The 24,054-nt window shown below is 67.5% G+C and carries 23 protein-coding genes; 14 read left to right on the top strand and 9 right to left on the bottom strand.

The features are described 5' to 3' along the window. Positions 1-69 precede the first annotated feature (69 nt). Positions 70-642 carry a hypothetical protein gene (locus tag BEI_RS14940; protein WP_227644493.1) on the top strand — a complete coding sequence of 191 codons (573 nt, stop codon included), beginning with the start codon at positions 70-72 and terminating at the stop codon, positions 640-642. Positions 643-724: 82 nt separating this feature from the next. Here BEI_RS14940 and BEI_RS14935 read toward each other — a convergent pair whose 3' ends face one another. From BEI_RS14935 to BEI_RS14925, 3 genes are all read right to left on the bottom strand, one after another. Continuing rightward, positions 725-2,176 carry an NCS1 family nucleobase:cation symporter-1 gene (locus BEI_RS14935; protein WP_097790267.1) on the bottom strand — a complete coding sequence of 484 codons (1,452 nt, stop codon included), beginning with the start codon at positions 2,174-2,176 and terminating at the stop codon, positions 725-727. Between the two features lie 91 nt (positions 2,177-2,267). After that, positions 2,268-3,644 (bottom strand): NCS1 family transporter, encoded by a 1,377-nt coding sequence (locus tag BEI_RS14930; protein WP_227644492.1) that lies wholly within the window; start codon positions 3,642-3,644, stop codon positions 2,268-2,270. Positions 3,645-3,754: 110 nt separating this feature from the next. Then, complete coding sequence (locus BEI_RS14925; protein WP_097790266.1) at positions 3,755-4,501, bottom strand: aspartate/glutamate racemase family protein; 747 nt, start codon at positions 4,499-4,501, stop codon at positions 3,755-3,757. Between the two features lie 432 nt (positions 4,502-4,933). Here BEI_RS14925 and BEI_RS14920 point away from each other — a divergent pair, with 432 nt between their 5' ends. From BEI_RS14920 to BEI_RS14905, 4 genes are all read left to right on the top strand, one after another. Then, positions 4,934-5,608 carry an aspartate/glutamate racemase family protein gene (locus tag BEI_RS14920; protein ID WP_097790265.1) on the top strand — a complete coding sequence of 225 codons (675 nt, stop codon included), beginning with the start codon at positions 4,934-4,936 and terminating at the stop codon, positions 5,606-5,608. A gap of 93 nt (positions 5,609-5,701) precedes the next feature. Continuing rightward, positions 5,702-6,631 carry an allantoinase PuuE gene (puuE, locus tag BEI_RS14915; protein WP_097790264.1) on the top strand — a complete coding sequence of 310 codons (930 nt, stop codon included), beginning with the start codon at positions 5,702-5,704 and terminating at the stop codon, positions 6,629-6,631. 71 nt (positions 6,632-6,702) lie between these two features. Beyond that, positions 6,703-7,236: an ureidoglycolate lyase gene (locus BEI_RS14910; protein ID WP_097790263.1), complete on the top strand. Its 534-nt coding sequence runs from the start codon at positions 6,703-6,705 to the stop codon at positions 7,234-7,236. Continuing rightward, entirely contained in the window at positions 7,233-8,069 is an 837-nt protein-coding gene (locus tag BEI_RS14905; RefSeq protein ID WP_097790262.1) for a bifunctional allantoicase/(S)-ureidoglycine aminohydrolase, read from the top strand. Before BEI_RS14910 ends, BEI_RS14905 begins: the two co-directional genes overlap by 4 nt. Positions 8,070-8,154: 85 nt before the next feature. On the opposite strand, the gene BEI_RS14900 is transcribed toward BEI_RS14905, so the two are convergent. From BEI_RS14900 to BEI_RS14875, 6 genes are all read right to left on the bottom strand, one after another. Then, a complete protein-coding gene (locus BEI_RS14900) occupies positions 8,155-8,862 on the bottom strand; it encodes a GntR family transcriptional regulator (protein ID WP_097790261.1) in 708 nt (235 codons plus the stop codon). 126 nt (positions 8,863-8,988) lie between these two features. Further along, positions 8,989-9,753: an aspartate/glutamate racemase family protein gene (locus tag BEI_RS14895; RefSeq protein WP_097790260.1), complete on the bottom strand. Its 765-nt coding sequence runs from the start codon at positions 9,751-9,753 to the stop codon at positions 8,989-8,991. A gap of 116 nt (positions 9,754-9,869) precedes the next feature. After that, complete coding sequence (locus BEI_RS14890) at positions 9,870-11,150, bottom strand: TRAP transporter large permease (protein ID WP_097790259.1); 1,281 nt, start codon at positions 11,148-11,150, stop codon at positions 9,870-9,872. Further along, a complete protein-coding gene (locus BEI_RS14885) occupies positions 11,147-11,704 on the bottom strand; it encodes a TRAP transporter small permease (RefSeq protein ID WP_097790258.1) in 558 nt (185 codons plus the stop codon). The genes BEI_RS14890 and BEI_RS14885 overlap by 4 nt, the downstream gene beginning before the upstream one ends. Beyond that, the gene (locus BEI_RS14880; protein WP_097790257.1) at positions 11,701-12,699 is read right to left on the bottom strand and encodes a TRAP transporter substrate-binding protein; all 999 of its coding nucleotides are present in this window, start codon (positions 12,697-12,699) and stop codon (positions 11,701-11,703) included. Before BEI_RS14880 ends, BEI_RS14885 begins: the two co-directional genes overlap by 4 nt. A 161-nt stretch (positions 12,700-12,860) precedes the next feature. Next, positions 12,861-13,562, bottom strand: a complete 702-nt coding sequence (locus BEI_RS14875; RefSeq protein ID WP_097790256.1) for a GntR family transcriptional regulator — start codon at positions 13,560-13,562, stop codon at positions 12,861-12,863. 151 nt (positions 13,563-13,713) lie between these two features. Here BEI_RS14875 and BEI_RS14870 point away from each other — a divergent pair, with 151 nt between their 5' ends. From BEI_RS14870 to BEI_RS14830, 9 genes are all read left to right on the top strand, one after another. Beyond that, positions 13,714-14,451 carry a maleate cis-trans isomerase family protein gene (locus tag BEI_RS14870; RefSeq protein WP_097790255.1) on the top strand — a complete coding sequence of 246 codons (738 nt, stop codon included), beginning with the start codon at positions 13,714-13,716 and terminating at the stop codon, positions 14,449-14,451. 254 nt (positions 14,452-14,705) lie between these two features. Then, positions 14,706-15,752 (top strand): TRAP transporter substrate-binding protein, encoded by a 1,047-nt coding sequence (locus BEI_RS14865; protein ID WP_227644491.1) that lies wholly within the window; start codon positions 14,706-14,708, stop codon positions 15,750-15,752. A gap of 130 nt (positions 15,753-15,882) precedes the next feature. Next, on the top strand, positions 15,883-16,497 hold the full coding sequence (locus BEI_RS14860; protein WP_193765121.1) for a TRAP transporter small permease subunit: 615 nt from the start codon (positions 15,883-15,885) through the stop codon (positions 16,495-16,497). Continuing rightward, the gene (locus BEI_RS14855; protein WP_097790253.1) at positions 16,494-17,795 is read left to right on the top strand and encodes a TRAP transporter large permease; all 1,302 of its coding nucleotides are present in this window, start codon (positions 16,494-16,496) and stop codon (positions 17,793-17,795) included. Before BEI_RS14860 ends, BEI_RS14855 begins: the two co-directional genes overlap by 4 nt. Positions 17,796-17,835: 40 nt before the next feature. Beyond that, complete coding sequence (hydA, locus tag BEI_RS14850) at positions 17,836-19,266, top strand: dihydropyrimidinase (RefSeq protein WP_097790252.1); 1,431 nt, start codon at positions 17,836-17,838, stop codon at positions 19,264-19,266. Positions 19,267-19,268: 2 nt separating this feature from the next. Next, positions 19,269-20,033: a 2-keto-4-pentenoate hydratase gene (locus BEI_RS14845; protein ID WP_097790251.1), complete on the top strand. Its 765-nt coding sequence runs from the start codon at positions 19,269-19,271 to the stop codon at positions 20,031-20,033. A gap of 253 nt (positions 20,034-20,286) precedes the next feature. After that, positions 20,287-22,062, top strand: coding sequence for a glyoxylate carboligase (gene gcl / locus BEI_RS14840; RefSeq protein ID WP_097790250.1), 1,776 nt, complete (start codon positions 20,287-20,289; stop codon positions 22,060-22,062). A 91-nt stretch (positions 22,063-22,153) separates the two neighbouring features. Next, positions 22,154-22,933, top strand: coding sequence for a hydroxypyruvate isomerase (hyi, locus tag BEI_RS14835; RefSeq protein WP_097790249.1), 780 nt, complete (start codon positions 22,154-22,156; stop codon positions 22,931-22,933). Between the two features lie 216 nt (positions 22,934-23,149). Next, on the top strand, positions 23,150-24,037 hold the full coding sequence (locus tag BEI_RS14830; protein WP_097790248.1) for a 2-hydroxy-3-oxopropionate reductase: 888 nt from the start codon (positions 23,150-23,152) through the stop codon (positions 24,035-24,037). Positions 24,038-24,054: the final 17 nt, after the last annotated feature.

Raw genomic sequence — 24,054 nt, 5'->3', positions numbered from 1 at the left:
CCGGCGTTGCAAGCTTGTCGAGGCGCCCCATACTGAGGGCCATACCTCCGTCCTGCGGGTGGAATGGCCATGGCGCCCGATGAGCTGCCTCACGACATCGTGCTGGACAGGGTCTATGCGGAATACGTCCGACTGGGCGGGATCTGCAACGACTACATCCGCAATGCCCTGGGGGATATCCGCTTGTTCGGTGCCATCGGGGCCCTGCTGGTGTGGGATCCCCTGGCGCGACTCCTCGAGCTGGATGCCCGTCTCCAGCAACCGGTGACTCCTGTCGGCTTCCTGGTGCTGCTGCTGGTCACCGTGCTGGTGATGTTCTATGACCTGCTCAAGCAGTCGATCTTCTTCTTCCACCTGTCCCGGCTGCGCGAGCTGGAGCGAGTGCTCAATCGGGAGCTCGGTGGCCAGGGGGCGTTATACCATCTCGCCGGCGGCTGGCCGGGCTGGTTCCGCCGCCACCATGCCCCGGTGGCCCGGGGCTTCTGGGGCGTCTTCTACCTGCTGGTGGTGGCCTTCCCGTCGATCCTGCTGTTCCTGCAGGGCTATGCCGCCTGGCTGCTGGTCTACCTGGCCAGCGCCCTGGTGCTGCTGGGGTGGCATGCGCGGTGCGCCCTCAGGGTGCTGCGTTCCCTGGATACCTAGGCGTTCCACGGACTCGTGGCTTCCAACTACATCGCCCCGGGCCATCAGGCCCGGGGCGGTGGTTGGGGGCACGGAGAGGGGATCAGGACTGCATGGCAACCGGCTGGCGATGGCCCTTCATCAGCAGGAAGTAGAAGAGCCCGCCCAGGGCGGCGCCGATCAGCCAAGCGTAGCCGCCGAGCGCCTCCAGCGCCGGCACCCAGACCGAGGAGATCGAGAACAGCGCGGCCAGGGCGAAGGCGCCGATGGCCCGCTTGTTCCAGCCCTTGACGTAGTGGTAGGCGCCATCGGGGTCGGCGGAGAACATGTCCTGGATGTTCAGGTGCTGGCGCTTCACCAGGTAGTAGTCCACCACGATGATGCCGTAGAAGGGCGCCACGATGGCCCCCAGGGCGTTGACGAAGCCGGCGATGCCGATCTGGCTGATCACCGAGACCCACAGGGCGCCGACGAAGAAGGCCACCACCGCGGTGATCAGCCCGCCGATGCGGAAGCTGATCTTGCCCGGGAAGAGGTTGGCCAGGTCGTAGGCCGGCGGGATGAAGTTGGCGACCAGGTTGATGCCCACGGTGGCGGCGAAGAAGGTGATCGCCGCGATGATGGTCAGCGGCAGAGAGTCGACCCGCTCGATGATGTCCGAGGGGTTGGTGAGCGTCTCGCCGAACAGCGCCAGGGTACCGGCGGTGATGATCAGGGCGATGAAGGAGAAGAAGGCCACATTGAGCGGCAGGCCCAGCAGGTTGCCGAGCTTCATCTGCTTCTCGCTCTTCACGAAGCGGGTGAAGTCGCCGAAGTTGATCACCACGGCGGCGAAGTAGGCGATCATGGTGCCGGTGATCGCCAGGAAGGCAGTCAGGGCGCTGCCTTCATACTCGCTGCTGCCGCTGAAGATGGTGCTCACCGCGGGCAGCAGGTCGCTGCCGGCCTGGAACCAGACGATGATCATCAGGGCGACCATGACCACGTAGACCATGGGGCCGGCCCAGTTGAGGAAGTGCTTGATGCGGTCGATGCCCTGCCAGAACAGCGCCATCTGGAAGATCCAGACGATCACGAAGGACACCCAGCCCACCGCGGACATGCCCAGCCAGGATCCGCCGGGGTCGCCGATGAGCGCGGTGATCAGCAGCGCCACCGCCGTGGAGGCGAAGTAGGTCTGCACCCCGTACCAGAAGATGCCGATGATGGCGCGCAGCATGGCCGGGAAGTTGGCACCGCGCACCCCCATGCTGGAGCGGATCATCACCGGGAAGGGCACGCCGTACTTGACGCTCGGCTTGCCGGTCAGGTTGACCAGCCACATCACCACGAAGCCGGCGAGGATGATCGCCGCCATCACCGCCCAGCCGTTGAGCCCGTAGGAGATGAACAGCGATGCCGCCAGAGTGTAGCCGAACAGACTCTGGATGTCGTTCGACCAGACGTTGAAGATCTCGAACCATCCCCAGTTGCGATCGCGGTGCTTGATCGGCGCCAGGTCCTCGTTGTAGAGGGTCGGGTCACGGTGCTGGATCTCCAGCTCTTTTTCCATCATGGGATTCGCCCGTCTTGTCGTTGTGGGAAAGGCCCTCCCGATGAGGGAGGGCCCGGGGCCGGGAGAGGGCATTCACCCTCAGTCTAGGGCCTCAGCTGCAGAAGCGCTGGCAGGGGGCCCAGTGCTTCATCAGCAGGTAGTAGGTCACGCCGGCCGGGATCAGGCTGGCGTACCAGGACACCGCCGAGAAGCTCAGGGCGACGCCGGCGCCCACGGCAGTGGCGATCAGGGCCGCGTGGTTCACACCGCGATAGGGGCCGTTCTCGTCGTAGAGCTTGCCGAGGTCCAGGGTGCGACGACGGATCAGGTAGTAGTCGACCACCAGGATGGCGAAGATCGGGCCCAGGAAGGCGGAGTAGGTCTGCACGAAGAGCTGCAGGCCGGCCGCGGACTCGTCCTTGACCAGCTCCCAGGGGAAGGTGGCGAAGGCCAGCAGGCCGACGATCACGGTGGCGGTGCGGAACTTCAGCTTGAAGGCGTCCATCAGCACATAGGTCGGCGGCACCACGTTGTTGAGCACGTTGGTGGTGACCTGGGCGAAGGCGATGAACAGCAGGGTGGTCATCAGCAGCGGGGTGTTGTCCACGGCGTTGGCGAACACCTGGACGGGGTCGGCCACGCCGGTGGCCTCGGAGACCATGTAGCCGATCAGGCCCATGAACAGGGTGCAGGGCAGGATGGACATGGCATAGATGGTGGTCAGCAGGCCGGGGCCGGTGCCCTCCTTGTGCTCGCGGGAGTAGTCGCTGACGTTGAGCATCATGGTGCTGTAGATGCCCAGGAACAGCATGGTCGCGCCCCAGAAGGGCATGCCCCAGGAGCCGTCCATGGTCAGCATGCTGGCCGAGAGCTCGTCGCCGTAGCGCTGGATGGTGCTGTAGAACATGTACACCAGCGAGCCCAGGATGAAGGCGCTGCCGACGTTCTCCAGCCACTTGATGCCCTGGAAGCCCAGCACCGACAGGGCGATCTGCAGCAGCTGGAAGGTGATGAAGTAGAAGATCAGGTTGTCGAAGCCGAACAGGGTCGCCGAGACCATGTTCAGCGCGCCGGCCCCGATCCAGCTCTGGAAGCCGTACCAGACGATGGCGGGCACGGCCCGCACCAGCCCCGGCAGGCGGGTGCCGGAGAAGCCGAAGGCGCTGCGTGCCTGGACCATGAAGGGAATGCCGTACTTGTAGCCGGCGGCGCCGTTCAGGGCCAGGGCGATGCCGATCACGAAGCAGCCGATGGCGATGGCCAGGGTGGCCTGGACCAGGTTCAGCGAGCCGACCACGCTGGAGCCCATGGTGAAGGTGCCGATGGAGACGCAGCCACCGAACCAGGCCAGCAGGTAGGAGGTGCGCCCCATGATGCGGGTCTTCTGGGGCGCCAGCGATTCGCTGCCGGCCGCCTTGGTGTCGTGGGGGCTGTCATGGATCACCCCGGTATCTTCGCCGGGGGCGGCGCGGGAAGTCGAGAGGGTCATGGTGCAGTCCTCGCAAGGTGGTGTGGTGGTTGTGGTTGTTGTCCGGCCCGGTCAGGGCTCGGTGCCGCTTGCGGTGCGCTCTGCTCGACGAGCGACTTGGAGAAACGGAATCAGCTCACGCCGGCACCGTTCGAGAGGTGCTCGAAGCGGCCGACGAAGGCCTTGGGACGCGGGAAGGCCAGGTCGCCGTGCTTGCTGGTGCCGAGCCCCAGTCCGACCAGGGCCTCGGCCAGCTTGACCGCGGCGGTCACGCCCTCGACCACCGGCAGGCCCACGGCCTCGCCGATCTCGTCGGTGAGATCGGCCATGCCGCCACAGCCCAGCACGATGGCGCCGATGCCGTCCTCGTCGCGGGCCCGGCGGCTCTCGTCGATGATCCGGTTGAGGGCGGCGTCGCCGTCCTCCTCCAGGTCGAGCACCGGGATCTCGGCGGCCCGTACTCGGCGGCAGTGATGGCGGAAGCCGTACTGGTCCAGCAGGTGCTCGGCGATGATGCCGGTGCGGCCCAGGGTGGTGACCACCGAGAAGCGGGTGCTGATCAGCGCCGCCATGTGGAAGGCGGCCTCGGCAATCCCGATCACTGGGGCGCGGGTCAGCTCCCGGGCGGCCAGCAGGCCGGGGTCGCCGAAGCAGGCGATGATATAGGCGTCCATCGCGTCCCGCTCGCCGGCCATCACCTCCTCGAGCACGCCCACGGCGCTGATGGCCTCGTCGAAGTGGCTCTCGATGGAGACCGGGCCATGGGCCGGCTGGGAGGCGCTGATTCGGGTGCCGGGGGCGGCGATGCCCTGGGCGGCGGTGGCGATGGTATCGGTCATGCCGCGGGTGGTGTTGGGGTTGATGACGCGGATCTGCATGGGCGGCTCCGTGGCTGGGTTGTGATTCTTGTGAACAAAGATTTTTGTATTTGTACACAAAATAGGCGTGGGTACTGCGAAAAATCAAGCCGTGACGCCCTCGCGTGGCGCATGGATGAATCCATTGAAAACAGGGTGTTAAGTTTAATCGAAGGAAAATTAGGCAAATTTATATACTGTATACAAGTTGTGGCGGCAATTTTTTCGTCCTATGTGAGACAATTTTTCATCTTTTTGTGTGTACGCTTTGCTTGGGTGGCTACCTTTCCCCCTGAAGCCGGCGGCAGCCTTGGGAGTGGGCTTGAGAGCTGCCGCCATCCTGCTGGCGGACGGCGGCAGCGGGTGCCGGGTCAAGAAAGGGCTGGCGGGAAGGATTGATTTTTTGTATACAAAGAGCGAGGCTGAAGACAGCCGACGGAAAGGGAGGGGCACATGCGCCTGCTGATGCTCAACGGCAACACCAATACCGCCATGACCGACTGGATGGCCGGACGGGCCCGGGTCTTCTATGGCGACGAGGTCGCGGTGCGGGCCGAGACCGCCGAGCGCGGGGTGGCCTATATCGCCTCGCGGCGGGACTGCGCCCTGGCCGCCGGTGCCCTGGTGGCCAGCCTCGAGGGCCGGGCTGAGACCGACCAGGACGCCGTCCTGCTGGCCTGCTTCGGCGAGCCGGGACTCGCCGCGGCCCGGGAGGTCTGCCCGGTGCCGGTCACCGGCATGCTGGAGGCCTCGGTGCTGTCGGCCCTGCAGCTGGGCGCGCGCTTCTCGATCGTCACCCCCGGCCGGCGCTGGCCGCGCATGATCGAGGATGTCCTGCACGAGATGGGGGCGTCTCGTCGCTGCCTGGGGATCTCCGCGGTGGAGATCGACGACCTGGCCTTGCCGGCCCAGCGGGACGAGGCCCGGGCGCGGGTCCAGGCGGCGGTGGCGGACCAGCAGGCCCGGCTCGCTCCGGACGCCATCATCGTCGGCGGTGCCGCCTTCGCCTGCCTGGCCGCCGAGCTGAACGTGGCGCCGGGTTGCCGCCTCGTGGATTCCCTGGATGCTGCCCTGGCCCAGAGCCTGGCGTTGATGCGCCTGACCCGGCCCCGGGCATCTTGCAACTAGAGTGGGTACACTCTATCCTTTTCTTGTATACATTTAATGTCGCTCAGAATGGCCCTGCCCACCGAGTGATCCATAACAAGAAGGAAGCCTGCCATGACTTCGACGCGCCGAGACTACCCCCGCGACCTGATCGGCTATGGCCGCACGCCCCCCGAGGCCAACTGGCCCGGCCGGGCCCGTATCGCCGTGCAGTTCGTGCTCAACTACGAGGAGGGCGGCGAGAACTGCGTGCTCCACGGCGACCAGGGTTCGGAGCAGTTCCTCTCCGAGATCATCGGGGCCGAGTCCTATCCCGACCGTCACCTGAGCATGGAGTCGATCTATGAGTACGGTTCCCGGGCCGGGGTCTGGCGGATCCTGCGGGAGTTCGAGCGCCGCGGCCTGCCGCTGACCGTGTTCGGCGTGGCCATGGCCCTGGAGCGCCATCCCGAGGTGGCCCAGGCCTTCAAGGAGCTGGGCCACGAGATCGCCTGCCACGGCTATCGCTGGATCCACTACCAGAAGGTGCCCGAGCACATCGAGCGCGAGCACATGCGCAAGGCCATCGAGATCTTCCAGAACCTCTATGGCGAGAAGCCGCTCGGCTGGTACACCGGCCGCGACAGCCCCAACACCCGGCGCCTGGTGCTCGACGAGGGCAGCTTCCTCTACGACAGTGACTACTACGGCGACGACCTGCCGTTCTGGACCCGCGAGGCGGACAGCCAGGGCCAGGAACATGACCACCTGGTGGTGCCCTACACCCTGGACAGCAACGACATGCGCTTCGCCGCGCCCCAGGGCTTCAACACCGCGGATCACTTCTTCACCTACCTGCGCGACGCCTTCGACGTGCTCTACGCGGAAGGCGAGGACACCCCGAAGATGCTCTCGGTGGGCATGCACTGCCGGCTGCTGGGGCGTCCGGGGCGCTTCCGTGCCCTGCAGCGCTTCCTCGATCACATCGAGGCCCACGACCGCGTCTGGGTCACCCGTCGTGTGGACATCGCCCGCCACTGGGCCGAGCATCACCCGGCCCGGTGAGAGCCCGGTCCCCCATCGCCGGGGTGGGCGGTACGCCGCCTGCCCCGTCATGCGTTTCAGCAGGAGGTGACATGCTCCAACTCGACGCCCGTCCCCTGACCCCGGAGGCCTTCGCGCCCTTCGGCGATGTCATCGACACCCGCACGTCCGACTACTTCCACATCAACGCCGGGCGCACCCGGCGCTACCACGACCTGGCTCGGGTCGAGACCCTCGGCGAGCAGGCCCGAGCGCTGATCAGCATCTTCGTCAGCCAGCCCGTCCAGGTGCCGCTCGAGCTGTCCTTCCTGGAGCGTCATCCCCAGGGCAGCCAGGCCTTCATGCCGCTGCACGAGGAGCGCTTCCTGATCGTGGTGGCCCCGCCGGGCGACACCATCGCCCCCGAGGAGGTGCGCGCCTTCGTCACCGACGGCCGCCAGGGCGTCAACTACCGGGCCGGCACCTGGCACGCCATCCAGTCCGTGCTGGGGCGCGAGGGCGAGTTCCTGGTGGTGGACCGCGGCGGCGAGGGCAACAACTGCGACGAGCATCCCATCGACATCCGCGTGAGCCTGCCGGAAGGCGAGGCCGTCGCGTCCACCAGCGAACAAGAGGAAATCCCATGAGCCAGCGTCAGTACTACGCCCCCACCGGTGGCCATCCCGGCCAGAAGGTGATGACCACCGACCGCGCCATGTTCACCGAGGCCTTCGCGGTCATCCCCAAGGGCGTCTACCGGGACATCGTCGCCAGCAAGCTGCCCCACTGGAACGACACCCGCCTGTGGGTGCTGTCCCGCCCCCTGTCCGGCTTCGCCGAGACCTTCTCCCAGTACATCATGGAAGTGTCGCCCGGCGGCGGCAGCGAGCGTCCCGAGACCGATCCGGGCGCCGAGGGCGTGCTCTTCGTGGTGGAGGGCGAGATGGTGCTGACCCTGGCCGGCGAGAAGCACCGGATGGTCCCCGGCGGCTATGCCTTCATCCCCCCGGGCACCGACTGGCAGCTGCGCAACGAGGCCGACGCCCCGGTGCGCTTCCACTGGATCCGCAAGGCCTACGAGTTCGTCGACGGCATCGAGGTGCCCGAGCCCTTCGTCACCAACGAGAACGACATCGAGCCGTCGGTCATGCCGGACTGCAACGAGGTCTGGGCCACCACCCGCTTCGTCGATCAGGACGACCTGCGCCACGACATGCACGTCAACATCGTCACCTTCCAGCCCGGTGGCGTGATTCCCTTCGACGAGACCCATGTCATGGAACACGGCCTCTACGTGCTCGAGGGCAAGGCGGTCTACCACCTCAACCAGCAGTGGGTGGAGGTCGAGGCCGGCGACTACATGTGGCTGCGCGCCTTCTGCCCCCAGGCCTGCTACGCGGGCGGTCCGGGGCCCTTCCGCTACCTGCTGTACAAGGACGTCAACCGGCATATGGCGCTGCCCTACAGCAAGCGTCGCTGATCCTGGCGGTCGGCCCCAGCACGGCAACGGACGACGACACCCGCCCTTCGGCGGGTGTCGTCGTATTCGGGGAGGCGAAGACGGGTCAGCCGCGATTGATCTCGGTGATGGACTCGCCGGTGTGCTGGACGTGATCGGCCAGCAGGCGACGGGCGCGTTCGCCGTCCCGGGCCTTGAGGGCCTCGAGGATGGCGCGGTGCTCGTCGGTGGATTCCTGCCAGCGGCCGATGCGGTCCAGGGCCAGGTAGCGGGCCCGCTCCAGGCGGCCGAGCAGGCGGCGGTGGGTTTCCTCGAGGACGGGATTCTTGGCGCCGGCCACCAGCAAGGCGTGGATACGCTGGTTGAGCTCGAAGTAGGCATCCCGGTCGCCCTTGGCGAGGAGTTTCTCCAGACGCTCCTGCAGGGCCTCCAGCTGCTTGAGTTCGGTGTTGGTCATGCGCTCGGCGGCCAGGCCCACGGCGAGGCTCTCGATGCCGGCCTCCACCTCGAAGAGGTGCTCGAGCTCCTGGGGATCGATGCGCGTCACCACCGCGTTGCGGTTGCGGCGGGTGGCGATCAGCCCTTCGCTGGCCAGCATGCGCAGGGCTTCGCGAAGGGGAGTGCGGGAGATGCCCAGCTGCTCGCACAGGGCCGGCTCGACGATCCGCTCGCCGGGGGCCAGCTCGCCGTGCACGATCATGCGCTGCAGGATGCGATAGGCCTCCTGGGCCAGGGAGGTGGTCTGGATGCGGCGCCGGTTGGCGGTCGCGCTGCCGGTATCGTCGGCGACGGACGCCTCGGTGTCCGTGATCATGTGCATGGCCTCCTTGGGTCGAGGGGTCGCGAGGCCCGAGGGCCGGGATGCGTTCAGTATACGGCCCGCCGCCGCCGGGCGAGAAGGCCGCCGGTACGCGGCCTCCTCGGCTCGGCTGGGCAGGGATCAGGCCCTGGAGGTGGCGAGTGGCTGGCGGCCGACCAGGCCGGCCAGGGCGTCGGTCAGGCCTCGGCAGTCCTTGGCGGGCGGGGCGGCGAAGCTGCCGCCGCTGGGCGTCGCCGGGGCCAGGTCGACCATGGCCTGGGCCTGGTGGAGGGCGCAGGTCACGCCGTCCAGGGCCGGCACCGGCAGGCGATGCGCCACCGTGCGGGCCAGTCCCGCCAGGGGCGCGCCGGCCAGGATCAAGACGTCGGCGCCATCGTCCGCCACGGCATGCTCGGCCAGCGCCACCAGGCGCTCGCCCTGGTCCTCCTGGACGCGGCCGATATGCGCCAGCGGCTCGTCCAGGGCGCGGATGCTGGCCAGGCGGCCGGCGAAGTCATGGGCGGCGATGGTCTCCCGATACCAGGCCTGGATGCGCTGGGAGATGGCGATCACCGAGAAGCGGCTGCCCTGCTGGCAGGCGGTGACCAGGGCGGCCTCGGTCATGCCCACCACCGGGATGGGCAGGATCTCGCGCAGGGCGGCGAGGCCGGGGTCGCCGAAGGCGGCGACCACCACGGCATCGTGGGTCTCGTGGGCCTCGGCGGCGACCTGCATGGCGGCATAGCCGCCGATCTGCGACTCGGCCCGGGTCTCGATGTAGGCCACGCCGAAGGGCGCGGTGGCCATGGTCAGCTCGGTGCCGGGGCGGATGCTGCGTCGCGCCTCGGTCTCGATCAGGCGGGTCACGTCCGTGGAGATGTTGGGGTTGATGACGAGGAGTTTCATGGCGTGCTCTCTTGTCGTTCCTTGTGATCGGCGCCTCGCCGGGCGCAGGGGGGCCCGGCCCCGCCGGCAGGGGCGGGGGACGCACGTCGTCTAGTCGGTGGTATCGCGTCGGGAAATCAGTAGCCCAGGGCGTGGGGCAGCCAGGTGACGATGCCGGGGAAGGCGATGCAGGCGATCAGCACCGCGTACTGGAAGGCGATGAACGGCCAGGCGCTCTTCATCAGCTCGTTGAGGCTGATCTTGGAGATGCCGCACATCACGAACAGCAGCACCCCCACCGGCGGCGTCATCATGCCCACCACCAGGTTCATCACGAACAGGAAGCCGAACAGCAGCGGGTCGATGCCGTAGGCCAGGGCGATCGGGGCCAGCAGCGGTACCAGCATGATGTAGGCGGCGTTGGACTCGATGAACATGCCCACCCCGATCAGCAGCGCCATCACCAGCAGCAGGAAGATCAGCGGGTCGGAGGTGACGCCCTGGATCCAGCTGGTGAGCTGCATGGGGATCAGGTCGATGGTGAAGGCGAAGGTCATGGTCGAGGCGAAGGCGATCAGGGCGCCGACCATGGCGGCGGTCACCGCGGCGTTGAACATCGCCTTGGGAAGGTGCGACAGGCGCAACTGGCGGGTCACGAAGAAGCCGATCAGCAGGGCATAGACCACCGCGATGGCGGCTCCCTCGGTAGGGGTGAAGGCGCCGGCCACGATGCCGCCGACCACCACGATGGGCATCAGCAGGATCGGCAGGGCGCGCCAGGTCTGCACCAGGACGTGCTTGAGGCCGATGTCGCCGCCGGCGAGCGGATAGCGGCGGCGCATGGCGAGGAAGCTGGCCAGGCCCATGAAGCCCACAGCAAGAATCACCCCCGGTATGACCCCTGCCATAAACAGCCCGCCCACCGAGACCGAGGAGCCGGCCATCAGGGCATAGACGATCATGGCGTTGCTGGGCGGGATGATGGCGCCCAGGTTGGCGGCCGAGGCCACCACGGCGCTGCTGTAGCCGGTGTCGTACTGCTGGCGCATGGAGGGGACCAGCGAGCTGCCCAGGGCGCTGGCGCTGGCCACGGCGGCGCCGCTGACCGCGGCCAGCACCATGCCGGCGACGATGGCGACATGGGCCAGGCCGCCGTGGACGCGCCCGATCAGCGAGTTGGCGAAGTCCACCAGGCGCTGCAGGATGCCGGCGGCGACCATCAGCTCGCCGGCCAGCATGAACAGCGGGATGGCCATCAGCGGGAAGCTGTTGACCGAGTGCATCATGCGCTGGGGCAGCACGGCGAAGTCCATGCCGCCGACGTAGAGGCCGACCAGCGAGGCCAGGCCCAGGGCGAACGCCAGCGGCATGCGCAGCAGGGCGAAACCCAGGAAGGTGAAGACGATGGCAGGGGTCATGAGTCGTTCCCTCCTTGCCGGTCGGTCGGGGCGCTGGGCAACGGCTCCAGCCCTCCGGCCTGGGCGATCAGGTGCAGGCAGCAGTGGCCGGCACAGATCAGCACGGCGATGTAGAAGACGGCGGCGGTGACCGGCAGGGTCGGCATCAGCTCCTGCCACTTGTCGGCGACGGCACCGAGGCTGATCCAGAACAGCGCGGCCATGAAGACGGCGGCGATCATCGCCATCAGCCGCGCCAGTCCATCCTGGAGGGCCTTCGGCAGCAGGCTGACCAGGGCATCGATGCCGACGTGGATCCCCACCTTGATGCCGTGGGGGATGGCCAGGAAGATCGCCCAGACGAAGAACAGCCGGGACAGCTCGTCGGCGGAGTCGATGGAGGTGCCGAGCACGTAGCGGGCGAACACCTGGGCCGAGACCAGCACCGTCATCAGGGCCATGGCCACCAGGATGGCGTAGTAGGAGCTCCGATCGAGCAGCGCCAGGCCATGCAGGAAATGTCGCTTGAAGGGGCTGGAGGCGTACGCCTCCAGCCGGTGCCAGGCGGGTGTCATGCTTCCAGCTCCTCGAGCACCCGGTCGACGATGTCCGCGCCGATCTTGTCGCGCAGGTCATCGACCACGCCCTGGCTGGCGTCACGGAGCGCGCTGCGGGTCTCGTCGCTGATCGGGGTGAACTCCATGCCTCGTTCGATCAGCGTCTCGCGGGCGGCCTCGTCCTCCTCGGCGGCGGTCTGGCGCTGCCAGGCCACGGCCTCGTCCATGGCGGCCCGCACGGCCTGCCGCTCTTCCTCGCTCAGCGATTCGAACTTGTCCCGGTTGGCGGCCACCACGATGTAGTCGTAGAAGTGGCCGGTGTCGGAGAGGTACTGCTGCACCTCGTCGAGCCGCTTGGTGCTGATGATGCTGTAGGGGTTCTCCTGGCCGTCCAGCACGCCCTGCTGCAGGGCCCCGTAGACCTCGTTGATGTCCATGGAGACCGGGTTGGCCCCGATGGCGCGGAAGGTGTCCAGGTGGGTCTGGTTGGGCTGGAGGCGGATCTTGAGGTCCTGGAAGTCCTCGATGGAGTCCAGGGGCTGCACGTCGTTGGTGACGTGGCGGAAGCCCAGTTCCATGTAGCCCAGTGCGGTGAAGCCCGCCTCGGCGAGCTTCTCGTCGAGCAGCTCGCCGATCTCGCCGTCGATCAGCGCGAAGGCGTCCTCGCGGCTGTCGAAGGCGAAGGGCAGGCTCAGGGCCTCGAGTTCGGGCACGGTGCGCGAGAGGTAGGAGACGCCGATCCAGGTGCCCATGATGGCACCGGAGCTCACCTGGTCGACGTTCTCGCCGGCGCCGCCGAGCTGCATGTTGGGGAACAGCTGGGCGGTGAGCTCGCCGTCGGTGCGCTCGGCGAGCTTCTCCTGGAAGATCGCCATGGCGCGGCTGCTCGAGTGGTCATCGGTGAAGTTGCCGCCGAAGCGCAGGGTGTCGGCACCGGCCATCAGCGGGCTGCCGAGACCCAGGGCGAGCAGCAGGGTGGTGGAGGTGCGGGAGAAAGCGGTTGTTGTTGTCATGCGGTTTTCCTTCGCGTTGGGTGGCGGTGGACGCGCCCGGGGCGCGGTCAAGGAAAACCATAGGACAGGATGGGAGAAAATACAAAATACAGAATACGATATTTTTATAAATCAATAAAAATCAGTAACTTATATTTTTCTCTTTGCGCATTGCTCGCCCTTCAGCCGTCGACCAGCCCCTGGATCACCGCCTCGCCGGTGCGTCGCATGTGCTCGCGCATGGCTCGCGCCAGGCCCTCGCCGTCACGCCGCTCCAGGGCCTCGAGGATCGCCTGGTGCTCCCGGGCCGACTCCTCCCAGCGGCCCAGCTGCAGGTTCGCGGCGTAGCGGGCGCGGGTGACCTTCACCGTCAGCGATGCCTCCAGCTCGAGCAGCACGCGGTTCCCGGCGATCTCGGTCAGGCGCCGGTGCAGGCGCTGGTTGAGCGCGAAGTAGTCCTGGCGTTCCTGTTGCCGATAGTGCGCCATCATCCGGTCGTGCAGGTCGCGGATCTCGGCGATCGCGACCTCGTCGGCGCGGCTCGCCAGCAGCCGTCCGGACAGTCCCTCCAGCTCCACCATGACCTCGAAGAGGTCGGCCACCTCCCGGGGTTCCACCTCGGTCACCTTGGCCCCGCGATTGGGCAGCAGCTCGATGATGCCCTCGTTGGCCAGCACCTTGAGCGCCTCGCGCAGGGGCGTGCGGGACACCTCGAAGGTCTCGCAGAGTTTCTTTTCCGAGATCCGGCCGCCCGGCGGCAGCTCGCCTTCCAGCACCATCTCGCGCAGGCGCTCGGCGACCACCTCGTAGAGCGACAGGCGTCGCAGGCGGGGCGCCTCGTCGTGTCGGGGCGTGGCGTCGGCGGGCGGGGCGATATCGTCCATGGGCTCTCCTGGGGATGTCGTGGCCGGCCTGGGGGGGCGCGGCGGCCGTCGGAGGAAAAGTGTACTTGCAAAATCTCGGAGTTGTGCAACGCTGGTGTTCGTGTATTTTGAATTCAAAATGCAGAATACGACAAAAACAAGGATTCCGCCCATGACGCGAACCCTCATCGGCATGCTCACCCCGTCCTCCAACACCGTGCTGGAGCCCTACACCGCGGCCCTGCTGCGCGATCTCATGCCCGAGGTGACGGCGCACTTCCAGCGCTTCACGGTCAAGGAGATCTCGATGCGTGACGAGGCGCTGGCGCAGTTCGACCCGGCCCCGCTGCTGGAGGCCGCCCGACTGCTCAACGACGCCCGCATGGACGTCATCGCCTGGAACGGCACCTCGGCCAGCTGGCTGGGGTTCGAGGCCGACCGTCGACTGTGTGCCGCCATCACCGAGACCACCGGGGTGCCGGCCACCACCAGCGTGCTGGCGCTCAACGAGGCCCTCGGGCGCACCGGGGTGACCCGGCTGGGCCTGGTGACGCCCTACCTCGACGACATCCAGGACGCGATCTTCGCGAACTATCGGGCCGAGGGCATCGAGGTGGTCGCCGAGCGCCACCTGAACGATCGCGGCAACTTCTCCTTCTCGGAGTACGACGAGGCCACGCTGGCCGGGATGGTCCGCGAGGTTGCCAAGGCCCGGCCCCAGGCCATCACCATCCTCTGCACCAACCTGCGCGGCGCGGGCATCGTGCCCGCGCTGGAGCGCGAACTCGGCATCCCCATCTACGACTCGGTCAGCGTCACGGTCTGGAAGACCCTGGCCATGAGCGGAGTCGACCCCACCCGCCTGGAGGGCTGGGGGCAACTCTTCCAGGACTCGCGCCTGGCGGCGTGAGCCCTGGGATGACTGAGGGGCTCATTATCAGACGCCGGCCGAGATGAGCGCCGGGGACAAGGCGAAGCGAGGGTCCTACGCCAGGGATGGCGTCGGTAGCGCCCAGGGAGGGGTTCACAGCGCCCTCGCGGAGGCTTGGTACCGGGAAAGCTCATCTCAGTAACTCGGGGTTTGAAACAAGCTCTTAGACAGGCAAGACGCCACGGCAAGACCACCATCAACAATCCCAATCAAGAGGTGACCCGATGCCAACCATGACTCCCAAGGCAATCGCACTCGGCGTGTCGCTGACCGGCGGCATGCTGCTCGGCGGCCTGGCCCAGGCCGACGAGACCATGCTGCGTACCGTCGGCAACTTCTCCGGCAACAAGCTCCACGTGGAAGAGGTGGAACGGCCCTTCTTCAGCGAGCTCGACGCCCGAGACGACCTGGCGGTCGTCTATAACCCCATGGACGCCATCGGCGTCGAGGCGGCCGACGCCCTGCGACTGATCCGTTCCGGCGCCTTCGACGTGATGTCGGTGCAGATCGGCATGGCCTCCCGGGACGAGCCGTTCTTCGAGGGGATCGACCTGGCCGGCGTGGCGTCCGGGCTCGATGCCCAGCGCGAGGCGGTCGATGCGGTACGCGAGACGTTCGATGCGCGCCTGCAGGAGCGCTTCAACGCCAAGCTGATGACGCTCTGGCCCTTCGGGCCGCAGATGATGTTCTGCAACGGTGACATCGAGGGCGTCGCGGACCTGGAGGGCAAGAAGGTCCGGGTCTTCACGCCTTCCATGTCGCGCCTGGTCCAGGGCCTCGGCGCGACCCCGGTGACCCTGCAGTTCAGCGAGGTCTACCTGGCGCTGCAGCGCGGCGTGGCCGACTGCGGCGTGACGGCGCCCTCCGCCGGCAACAACGGCAAGTGGCCCGAGGTCACCGACACCTTCGTGCCGTTGCCGCTCGCCTACTCGGTCCAGGGGCACTTCATGAACCTGGACACCTGGAACGGCTTCAGCGAGGCCCAGCAGCAGGAGCTTACCGAGGCCTTCGCTCGCCTCGAGGACCAGATGTGGGAGCTGGCCTACGACGTCAACGACGACGCCATCGCCTGCAACACCGGCCAGGAAAGCTGCACCGGCCACGAGGCCTACGACATGGCCCTGGTGGAGATCGACCCGGACTCCCGCCAGCTGGTCGAGGCGATCACCAGCGAGGCGGTGCTGCCGGTGTGGGCCGAGACCTGCAGCCAGCAGTATGACGCCTGTGTCGAGGACTGGAACGCCACCGTCGGCGAGGCCGCCGGCCTGACCATCCAGTGAGAGTGCCTTCCCGGATCGGGCAACGGAGATGAGCTTTCCCGTCGCTCATTTCGCCCGACGGTTGGAAGTGCCCTGTAAGCGTCGTCAACTCGCGCCCCGGCCGCGGCCGGGGCCCCCCTGGAGGTGCCCGATGGTATCCCGGAGTCCCTACTGGCTCGCCCGCCGACTGGCCCATGGCGCCGCCGTCGCCGCCGGCTATGGCGCGCTGGGCCTGTCGCTGCTGATCACCTTCGAGGTGATCGCCCGCAAGCTCTTCAACTTCTCCCTGCAGGGCGTCGACGAGATCGGCGGCTACGTGCTGGCGATCGGTGTCTCGTTCAGCTTCGCCTATGCCCTGCTGCACCGCGCCCACACCCGGGTCGATGTGCTGATGGCCCGCCTGCCGGGGCCCTTGCAGGCGCCCCTCAACGCCCTGGCGATGCTGCTGCTGGCGGGGTTCTCGCTGTTCATGCTGTGGCGGGCGGTGGCGACCCTGCACGAGACGCTCGAGTTCGGCAGTCTCGCCAGCACCCCGCTGCAGACGCCGCTGTGGATCCCGCAGAGCCTGTGGATCCTGGGGCTCGGCGTCTTCGCCGTGCTGACCACCCTGCTGGCCCTGCATGCCCTGGGGCAGCTGGCCGGCGGACGCTTGGGTGCGCTGAACCGGGACTATGGCCCGCGCAGCGCCCAGGACGAGCTGGACGAGGCCCGGCAGGACTATGCCGGAGACACGACCCATTCCGCCCAAGGGGAGCCGTCGACATGATCGGTGCAATCGAGGTCCTGGTCGGCTTTCTCGTCATGCTGGGCATGATGGCGGCCGGCATCCACGTGGCGGTGGCCATCTTCTCGGTGGCCGCCCTGGGCACCCTGATGTACCTGGGCACGCCGCTGCTGTATTCCTTCGGGGACACCCTCTGGGGCACCCTGAACGATTTCATCCTCACCGCCATCCCGCTGTTCATCCTGCTGGGGGAGCTGCTGCTGCGCAGCGGCATCACCGAGCGGATGTACAGCGCCCTGTCGGTGTGGCTCAACCGCATGCCCGGGGGGTTGCTGCATACCAACATCGGGGCTTCCTCGGTGTTCGCCGCCATGTCCGGCTCCTCGGTGGCCACCGCCGCGACCATCGGCACCGTGGCGCTGCCGGCCTTCGCCGAGCGGGGCTACAGCGAGCGGCTGGCGCTGGGCACCCTGGCCGCCGGGGCGACGCTCGGCATCCTGATCCCGCCGAGCATCAACATGATCATCTACGGCGCCATCACCAACACCTCGATCGGCAAGCTGTTCATCGCCGGGATCCTGCCGGGGCTGGCGTTGGCGGGGGCCTTCATGCTGGCGATCATGGCCTTCAGCCTGCTGCGTCCGGGGGTGGCCGGCGAGGCCGAGCCGCGGGCCTCGCTGCGCGAGCGCCTGGCGTCCCTGGTGGACCTGCTGCCGCCGGCCTTCGTCTTCGCCATCGTCATCGGCAGCATCTACAGCGGCTGGGCCACGCCCACCGAGGCCGCCGCCCTGGGGGTGGTCGCGGCGCTGGTGCCGGCGGCGCTCAACCGCAAGCTGACGCTCGCCATGCTGCACGAGTGCTTCCTGTCCATGGCGCGGACCACGGCGATGATCATGCTGATCATCGTGGCGGCCTTCTTCCTCAACTACATCGTCGGCATCCTCGGCATCCCCCACACCCTGACCCAGTGGGTCGCCGACCTGGGACTGTCACCGCTGGGCCTGATCCTGGCCCTGGTGATCTTCTACCTGGTGCTGGGCTGCTTCCTCGAGACCCTGTCGATGATGATCGCCACCGTGCCCATCATGGTGCCCATGGTGGTGCAGTTCGGCTTCGACCCGGTGTGGTTCGGCATCTTCCTGGTGATCATGATGGAGGTCTCGCTGATCACCCCGCCCATCGGCATGAACCTCTACGTGGTCCAGGGCGTGCGCGGCCGCGGCTCGATCTCCGACGTCATGCTCGGCAGCCTGCCCTTCCTCGCCATCATGCTGCTCTTCGTGCTGCTCATCACGCTCTGGCCCGGGCTGGTGCTATGGCTGCCCAACGCGATGAGCTAGGCCCCTTTCCCTTTCCGACACTCCCGACGAGGCACATGACATGTCAGGCTTCGATACCCTGATCACCAACGGCCAGCTGATCACCGCGGCCGACCGCTACACCGCCGACATCGGCATCAAGGACGGGCGCATCGTCGCCCTGGGCCAGGACCTGGGCGAGGCCGAGGAGGTCATCGACGCCCGGGGGCTCTGGGTGATGCCCGGCGGCGTCGATGCCCACTGTCACCTGGATCAGCCGCTCGGCGACGGCGCCGTGATGGCCGACGACTTCCACAGCGGCACCCGCTCGGCGGCGGCGGGAGGCACCACCACGGTGATTCCCTTCGCCGCCCAGCAGAAGGGCCAGAGCCTGCGCGCCGCCGTGGAGGACTACCACCGGCGCAGCGAGGGCAAGGCCTTCGTCGACTATGCCTTCCACATGATCGTCACCGATCCCACCGAGACGGTGCTCAAGGAGGAGCTGCCGGCGCTGATCGACGAGGGCTACAGCTCCTTCAAGATCTACCTGACCTACGACGACCTCAAGCTCAACGACCGTGAAGTGCTCAACGTCCTGGCCATGGCCCGGCGCGAGGGCGGCATGGTCATGGTGCACGCCGAGAACGCCGACTGCATCGCCTACCTGACCGAGCTGCTCGAGGCACAGGGCAAGACCGCCCCCTATTACCATGGCGTGGCGCATTCCCGCATCGCCGAGCGCGAGGCCACCCACCGGGCCATCTCGCTGGCCGAGCTGATCGACGTGCCGCTGCTTATCGTGCACGTCTCGGGCCCCGAGGCGATCGAGCAGATCCGCTGGGCCCAGGGCCGCGGCCTGCGCGTCTACGGCGAGACCTGTCCCCAGTACCTGATGCTGACCGCCGAGGACCTGGACCAGGAGGGCTTCGAGGGCGCCAAGTGCGTGTGCAGCCCACCGCCGCGCGATACCGCGGCCCAGGAGGCGGTCTGGGAGGCCCTGGAGAACGGCGTCTTCCAGGTCTTCTCCTCGGACCACGCCCCCTTCCGCTACGAGGATCCCCAGGGCAAGAAGCTGCATGGCGAGTCGGCCAGCTTCGAGCACATCCCCAACGGCATCCCGGGGCTGGAGACGCGCCTGCCGATCCTCTTCTCCGAGGGGGTGATCAAGGAGCGCATCGATGCCACCCGCTTCGTCTCGCTGACCGCCACCCAGCCGGCCAAGATCTATGGCCTCTATCCGCGCAAGGGCACCATCGCCATCGGCAGCGATGCCGACCTGACCCTTTGGGATCCCGACGCCCGCACCACGGTGCGCAACGCCGAGCTGCACCATGCCGTGGACTACACTCCCTATGAGGGGCTGGAACTGACCGGAAAGCCGGTGCTGACCCTGTGCCGGGGCCGGGTGGTGTCCCGGGACGGCCGGCCCGCCGGCGAAGCCGGTTTCGGCCGCTTCCTCGAGTGCGAGCGGCCCCGGCCCGCACGGCCGCGTGGCGCGGCCAAGGGGTTCTGAGCATGACACGAGACGAGATCATCGCCGCCGGTGCCGAGCGCCTGATCCAGGCCCATCGCCAGGGCCGGCCGATTCCGGTGCCGAGCGACATTCCGCTGGCCGAGGAGGCCGATGCCTACGCCATCCAGGAGCGGGTCTCGGCGACCCTCGGCACCCCCGCCGGCTGGAAGCTCGGGGGCATCGAGCGCGGCGAGACACCGCGCTATTCCCGGCTGTTCGCCGAGTTCAACCAGACCTCCCCGGGCTTCTTTCGGCGCCGCGACCATCAGGTGGTGGCGCTCGAGCCGGAACTCGCCGTGGTGCTGAACGAGGCCATCCCGGCTCGGGAGACTCCCTACACCCTGGCCGAGATCGCCCCGCGGGTCGGCGGCCTGCACGCCGCCATCGAGGTGGTCGACAGCCGCTTCGAGGGCTGGCCCGAGGTGCCCGCCCTGTGGCAGCTGGCCGATGGCCTGAGCCATGGCGGCTTCGTGCTGAGCAGCGGGATTCCCCCCGGCGAGCTGGACCAGCTGGCCGACGCCGAATACTGGCTGACCCTGGACGGCAGCGTGGCGCTGAGCGGCCAGGGCGATCACCCCGGCGGCGACCCGGCCGAGCTGCTGGTCGCCATGGTCAATGCCCGCATCGCCCGGGACGGGGAGGGCTTCACGGCCGGGGAGGTGATCACCACCGGCACCTTCGATGGGGTGGTGGAGATGCTGGCCGGCCAGCAGGCCCATCTGGTGTTCGAGGGTATCGGCGAGGTGCGGCTGCGGCTCGATCCCTGAACCTGCATACGAGTCATTCGAAGAGGCGCCGGATCCTGCCCCCGTCACGGGGGTGGGCTTCGGCGCTTAGCGTTTGAAAATTCAGAAAATTTTTCCAAGTTTGCAAGCTTATGAAATGACGGCGGTATTGGTGCCGCACTCATTGAGTGGAAAGGTTTTCCAAAAAGTATTGACGGCGCCTGGTGGCGAGGTCTAGTCTCTGTATACAGAAATATTTTCCAAAAAATAACACCCCGTCACTGGAGGAATCGTCATGGCTCGCATGACTGCCGCGGAAGCTGCCGTTCACGTGCTCCGGAAGGAAGGCATCGATGTCGCCTTCGGCCTGCCCGGCGCCGCCATCAACCCCTTCTATGCCGCCATGCGCAAGGTCGGTGGCGTGGATCACGTCCTGGCGCGCCACGTCGAGGGCGCCTCCCACATGGCCGAGGGCTACACCCGGACCCAGCCGGGCAACATCGGCGTGTGCATCGGCACCTCCGGCCCGGCGGGCACCGACATGATCACCGGCCTGTACTCGGCCTCCGCCGACTCCATCCCGATCCTGTGCATCACCGGGCAGGCGCCTGCCAGCAAGCTGCACAAGGAGGATTTCCAGGCCGTCGACATCCAGGCCATCGCCGGCCCGGTCACCAAGTGGGCCATCACCGTGCTGGAGCCGGCCCAGGTGCCGCGTGCCTTCCAGCAGGCCTTCCAGATCATGCGCAGCTCGCGTCCGGGCCCGGTGCTGATCGACCTGCCCATCGACGTCCAGATGACCGAGATCGAGTTCGACCCGGACACCTACGAGCCGCTGCCGGCCTACAAGCCGACCGCCAGCCGGGCGCAGATCGAGAAGGCGTTGGGCATGCTCAACGACGCCGACAAGCCGCTGCTGGTGGCCGGGGGCGGCATCATCAACGCCGATGCCAGCGAGCTGCTCACCGAGTTTGCCGAGCTCACCGGCGTGCCGGTCATTCCGACCCTGATGGGCTGGGGCACCATCCCGGACGATCACGAGCTGATGGCGGGCATGGTCGGCCTGCAGACCTCGCATCGTTACGGCAACGCGACCCTGCTCGAGTCCGACTTCGTGATGGGCATCGGCAACCGCTGGGCCAACCGCCACACCGGGACGCTGGATACCTACACCGAGGGCCGCAAGTTCGTCCACGTGGACATCGAACCGACCCAGATCGGCCGCATCTTCGGCCCGGACTACGGCATCGTCTCCGACGCCAAGGCCGCCCTTGAGCTGTTCGTCGAAGTGGCCAGGGAGTGGAAGGCGGAGGACAGGCTCAAGGACCGCAGCGCCTGGGCCGAGGCGTGCCAGGAGCGCAAGCGCACCCTGCTGCGCAAGACCCACTTCGACAACGTGCCGGTCAAGCCGCAGCGCGTGTACGAGGAGATGAACAAGGCGTTCGGCAAGAACACCCGCTACGTCAGCACCATCGGTCTGTCGCAGATCGCCGGCGCCCAGTTCCTGCACGTCTACAAGCCGCGTCACTGGATCAACTGCGGTCAGGCGGGCCCGCTGGGCTGGACCATTCCGGCCGCCCTCGGGGTGCGTCGCGCCGACCCGGACACCGAGATCGTGGCCCTTTCCGGCGACTATGATTTCCAGTTCATGGTCGAGGAGCTGGCCGTGGGCGCGCAGTTCAACCTGCCCTACATCCACGTGCTGGTGAACAACTCCTACCTGGGGCTGATCCGCCAGGCCCAGCGCGGCTTCGACATGGACTACCAGGTGCAGCTGTCCTTCGAGAACATCAACTGCCCGGAGATCAACGGCTACGGCGTGGATCACGTCTCCGTGGTCGAGGGCCTGGGCTGCAAGGCGATCCGCGTCACCGAGCCCGACCGGATCGGTCCGGCCTTCGAGCAGGCTCGCGAGCTGATGAAGCAGCACCGCGTGCCGGTGGTGGTCGAGGTGATCCTCGAGCGGGTCACCAACATCTCCATGGGCACCGACCTGGCCGGGATCAACGAGTTCGAGGACCTGGCCGAGAACCTGGCCGATGCGCCGAGCTCCATCGCCGCCCTCCGTTGAGGACGGCCGCCGTTCGGCCGCCGGTGGGGACCGGCGGTCGGGCGGCCCTAGAAGCAAGCTGATAGACACGAGACAACACAGGGAGATTCACATGGCCAAGTTCGCCGCCAATCTCAGCATGCTGTTCACCGAGGTCGACTTCCTCGACCGCTTCCAGGCCGCCGCCGAGGCCGGCTTCAAGGGCGTGGAGTACCTCTTCCCCTACGACTTCGAGGCCGCCGAGATCCAGCGACGCCTCGACGACAACGGCCTGACCCAGGTGCTGTTCAACCTGCCGGCCGGCGACTGGGGCGCCGGCGAGCGCGGCATCGCCTGCCACCCGGACCGCGTCGAGGAATTCCGCGCCGGCGTCGACCGCGCCATCGAGTACGCCAAGGTGCTCGGCAACACCCAGGTCAACTGCCTGGCCGGCATCCAGCCGGAGGGCGTCAGCGACGAGCAGGCGCGCCGGACCCTGGTCGGCAACCTGCGCTTCGCCGCCGAGAAGCTCCAGGCCGCCGGCATCCTGCTGGTCGCCGAGCCGATCAACACCCGCGACATCCCGGGCTTCTTCCTCAATCGCACCGAGCAGGCCCTGGCGATCTTCGACGAGGTGGGCAGCGACAACCTGAAGCTGCAGTACGACATCTATCACATGCAGATCATGGAAGGGGATCTGGCCCCGACCATCGAGAAGCACCTCGATCGCATCGCCCACGTGCAGCTCGCCGACAACCCGGGCCGCCACGAGCCGGGCACCGGCGAGATCAACTATCCCTTCCTGTTCGCGCACCTCGACCGCCTGGGCTACCAGGGCTGGATCGGCTGCGAGTACAAGCCCCAGGCGGGCACCAAGGAGGGGCTGGGCTGGCTGGACGCGGCGAGAGCCTGAGGGAGTCACGCCCCAGCCGGGATGAGCTGAACCGACGACAAGACGTCGCGAGGGCGCTGTGAACCCCTCCCTGGGCGCTACCGACGCCTTCCATGGCGTAGGACCCTCGCTCTGTCTTGCCCTCGGCGCTCATCCCTCGAGCCTTTGGCAACGTTTACGCACAGCACTCAAGAAGCACGACTCAACGTCAGCAAGTAACGTGACAGGAGAATCATCATGAGCAAGATCGGTTTCATCGGACTGGGCATCATGGGCCGTCCCATGGCGGGCCACCTGCTGGACGCCGGCCACGAGCTGACCACCGTCAAGCGCGGCACCCTGGACGAGACCCTGGCCTCCAAGGGCATGAAGGAGCTCGACGATCCCAAGGCGGTGGCCGAGGCCTCCGAGGTGGTCATCACCATGGTGCCGGACACCCCCGACGTCGAGCAGGTGCTGTTCGGCGAGGGCGGCGTGATCGAGGGCCTCAAGCCCGGCACCCTGGTGATCGACATGAGCTCGATCGCCCCGCTGGCCACCCAGGAGTTCGCCAAGCGCATCCAGGACGCCGGCGGCGAGTACGTCGACGCCCCGGTCTCGGGCGGCGAGGGCGGTGCCATCAACGCCGCCCTGACCATCATGGTCGGCGCGTCCCAGGAAGGTTTCGAGCGCGCCAAGCCGCTGCTCGAGATCATGGGCAAGACCATCACCCACATCGGCGAGCAGGGCGCCGGCCAGACCTGCAAGGTGGCGAACCAGATCGTCGTCGCCCTGACCATCGAGGCCGTCTCCGAGGGGCTGCTGTTCGCCTCCAGGGCCGGCGCCGACGTGGCCAAGGTCCGCGAGTCCCTGCTCGGCGGCCTGGCCCAGTCGAAGATCCTCGACGTCCACGGCGAGCGCATGATCAACCGCACCTTCGATCCGGGCTTCAAGATCCGCCTGCATCAGAAGGACCTCAACCTGGCATTGGAAGGCGCGCGCAGCCTCAACCTCGCGCTGCCCGGTACCGCCAATGCCCAGCAGCTCTTCCAGGCCTGCGTCGCCCACGGGGGCGGCGACTGGGATCACGCCGGCATCGCCCGTGCCCTGGAACAGCTCGCCGATCACGAGATCGGCAGCCGCTGAGTCCGTTCCGCCGGCCA

The sequence above is a fragment of the Halomonas beimenensis genome (genome assembly GCF_002549795.1).
GTDB lineage: Bacteria > Pseudomonadota > Gammaproteobacteria > Pseudomonadales > Halomonadaceae > Halomonas > Halomonas beimenensis.
This window is presented reverse-complemented; position numbering and strand designations above follow the sequence as displayed.

Coding starts and splice junctions, on each gene's coding strand:
- BEI_RS14940 (WP_227644493.1), top strand. CDS start 70: ATGGCGCCCGATGAGCTGCCTCACGACATCGTGCTGGACAGGGTCTAT.
- BEI_RS14935 (WP_097790267.1), bottom strand. CDS start 2,176: ATGATGGAAAAAGAGCTGGAGATCCAGCACCGTGACCCGACCCTCTAC.
- BEI_RS14930 (WP_227644492.1), bottom strand. CDS start 3,644: ATGACCCTCTCGACTTCCCGCGCCGCCCCCGGCGAAGATACCGGGGTG.
- BEI_RS14925 (WP_097790266.1), bottom strand. CDS start 4,501: ATGCAGATCCGCGTCATCAACCCCAACACCACCCGCGGCATGACCGAT.
- BEI_RS14920 (WP_097790265.1), top strand. CDS start 4,934: ATGCGCCTGCTGATGCTCAACGGCAACACCAATACCGCCATGACCGAC.
- puuE (WP_097790264.1), top strand. CDS start 5,702: ATGACTTCGACGCGCCGAGACTACCCCCGCGACCTGATCGGCTATGGC.
- BEI_RS14910 (WP_097790263.1), top strand. CDS start 6,703: ATGCTCCAACTCGACGCCCGTCCCCTGACCCCGGAGGCCTTCGCGCCC.
- BEI_RS14905 (WP_097790262.1), top strand. CDS start 7,233: ATGAGCCAGCGTCAGTACTACGCCCCCACCGGTGGCCATCCCGGCCAG.
- BEI_RS14900 (WP_097790261.1), bottom strand. CDS start 8,862: ATGATCACGGACACCGAGGCGTCCGTCGCCGACGATACCGGCAGCGCG.
- BEI_RS14895 (WP_097790260.1), bottom strand. CDS start 9,753: ATGAAACTCCTCGTCATCAACCCCAACATCTCCACGGACGTGACCCGC.
- BEI_RS14890 (WP_097790259.1), bottom strand. CDS start 11,150: ATGACCCCTGCCATCGTCTTCACCTTCCTGGGTTTCGCCCTGCTGCGC.
- BEI_RS14885 (WP_097790258.1), bottom strand. CDS start 11,704: ATGACACCCGCCTGGCACCGGCTGGAGGCGTACGCCTCCAGCCCCTTC.
- BEI_RS14880 (WP_097790257.1), bottom strand. CDS start 12,699: ATGACAACAACAACCGCTTTCTCCCGCACCTCCACCACCCTGCTGCTC.
- BEI_RS14875 (WP_097790256.1), bottom strand. CDS start 13,562: ATGGACGATATCGCCCCGCCCGCCGACGCCACGCCCCGACACGACGAG.
- BEI_RS14870 (WP_097790255.1), top strand. CDS start 13,714: ATGACGCGAACCCTCATCGGCATGCTCACCCCGTCCTCCAACACCGTG.
- BEI_RS14865 (WP_227644491.1), top strand. CDS start 14,706: ATGACTCCCAAGGCAATCGCACTCGGCGTGTCGCTGACCGGCGGCATG.
- BEI_RS14860 (WP_193765121.1), top strand. CDS start 15,883: ATGGTATCCCGGAGTCCCTACTGGCTCGCCCGCCGACTGGCCCATGGC.
- BEI_RS14855 (WP_097790253.1), top strand. CDS start 16,494: ATGATCGGTGCAATCGAGGTCCTGGTCGGCTTTCTCGTCATGCTGGGC.
- hydA (WP_097790252.1), top strand. CDS start 17,836: ATGTCAGGCTTCGATACCCTGATCACCAACGGCCAGCTGATCACCGCG.
- BEI_RS14845 (WP_097790251.1), top strand. CDS start 19,269: ATGACACGAGACGAGATCATCGCCGCCGGTGCCGAGCGCCTGATCCAG.
- gcl (WP_097790250.1), top strand. CDS start 20,287: ATGGCTCGCATGACTGCCGCGGAAGCTGCCGTTCACGTGCTCCGGAAG.
- hyi (WP_097790249.1), top strand. CDS start 22,154: ATGGCCAAGTTCGCCGCCAATCTCAGCATGCTGTTCACCGAGGTCGAC.
- BEI_RS14830 (WP_097790248.1), top strand. CDS start 23,150: ATGAGCAAGATCGGTTTCATCGGACTGGGCATCATGGGCCGTCCCATG.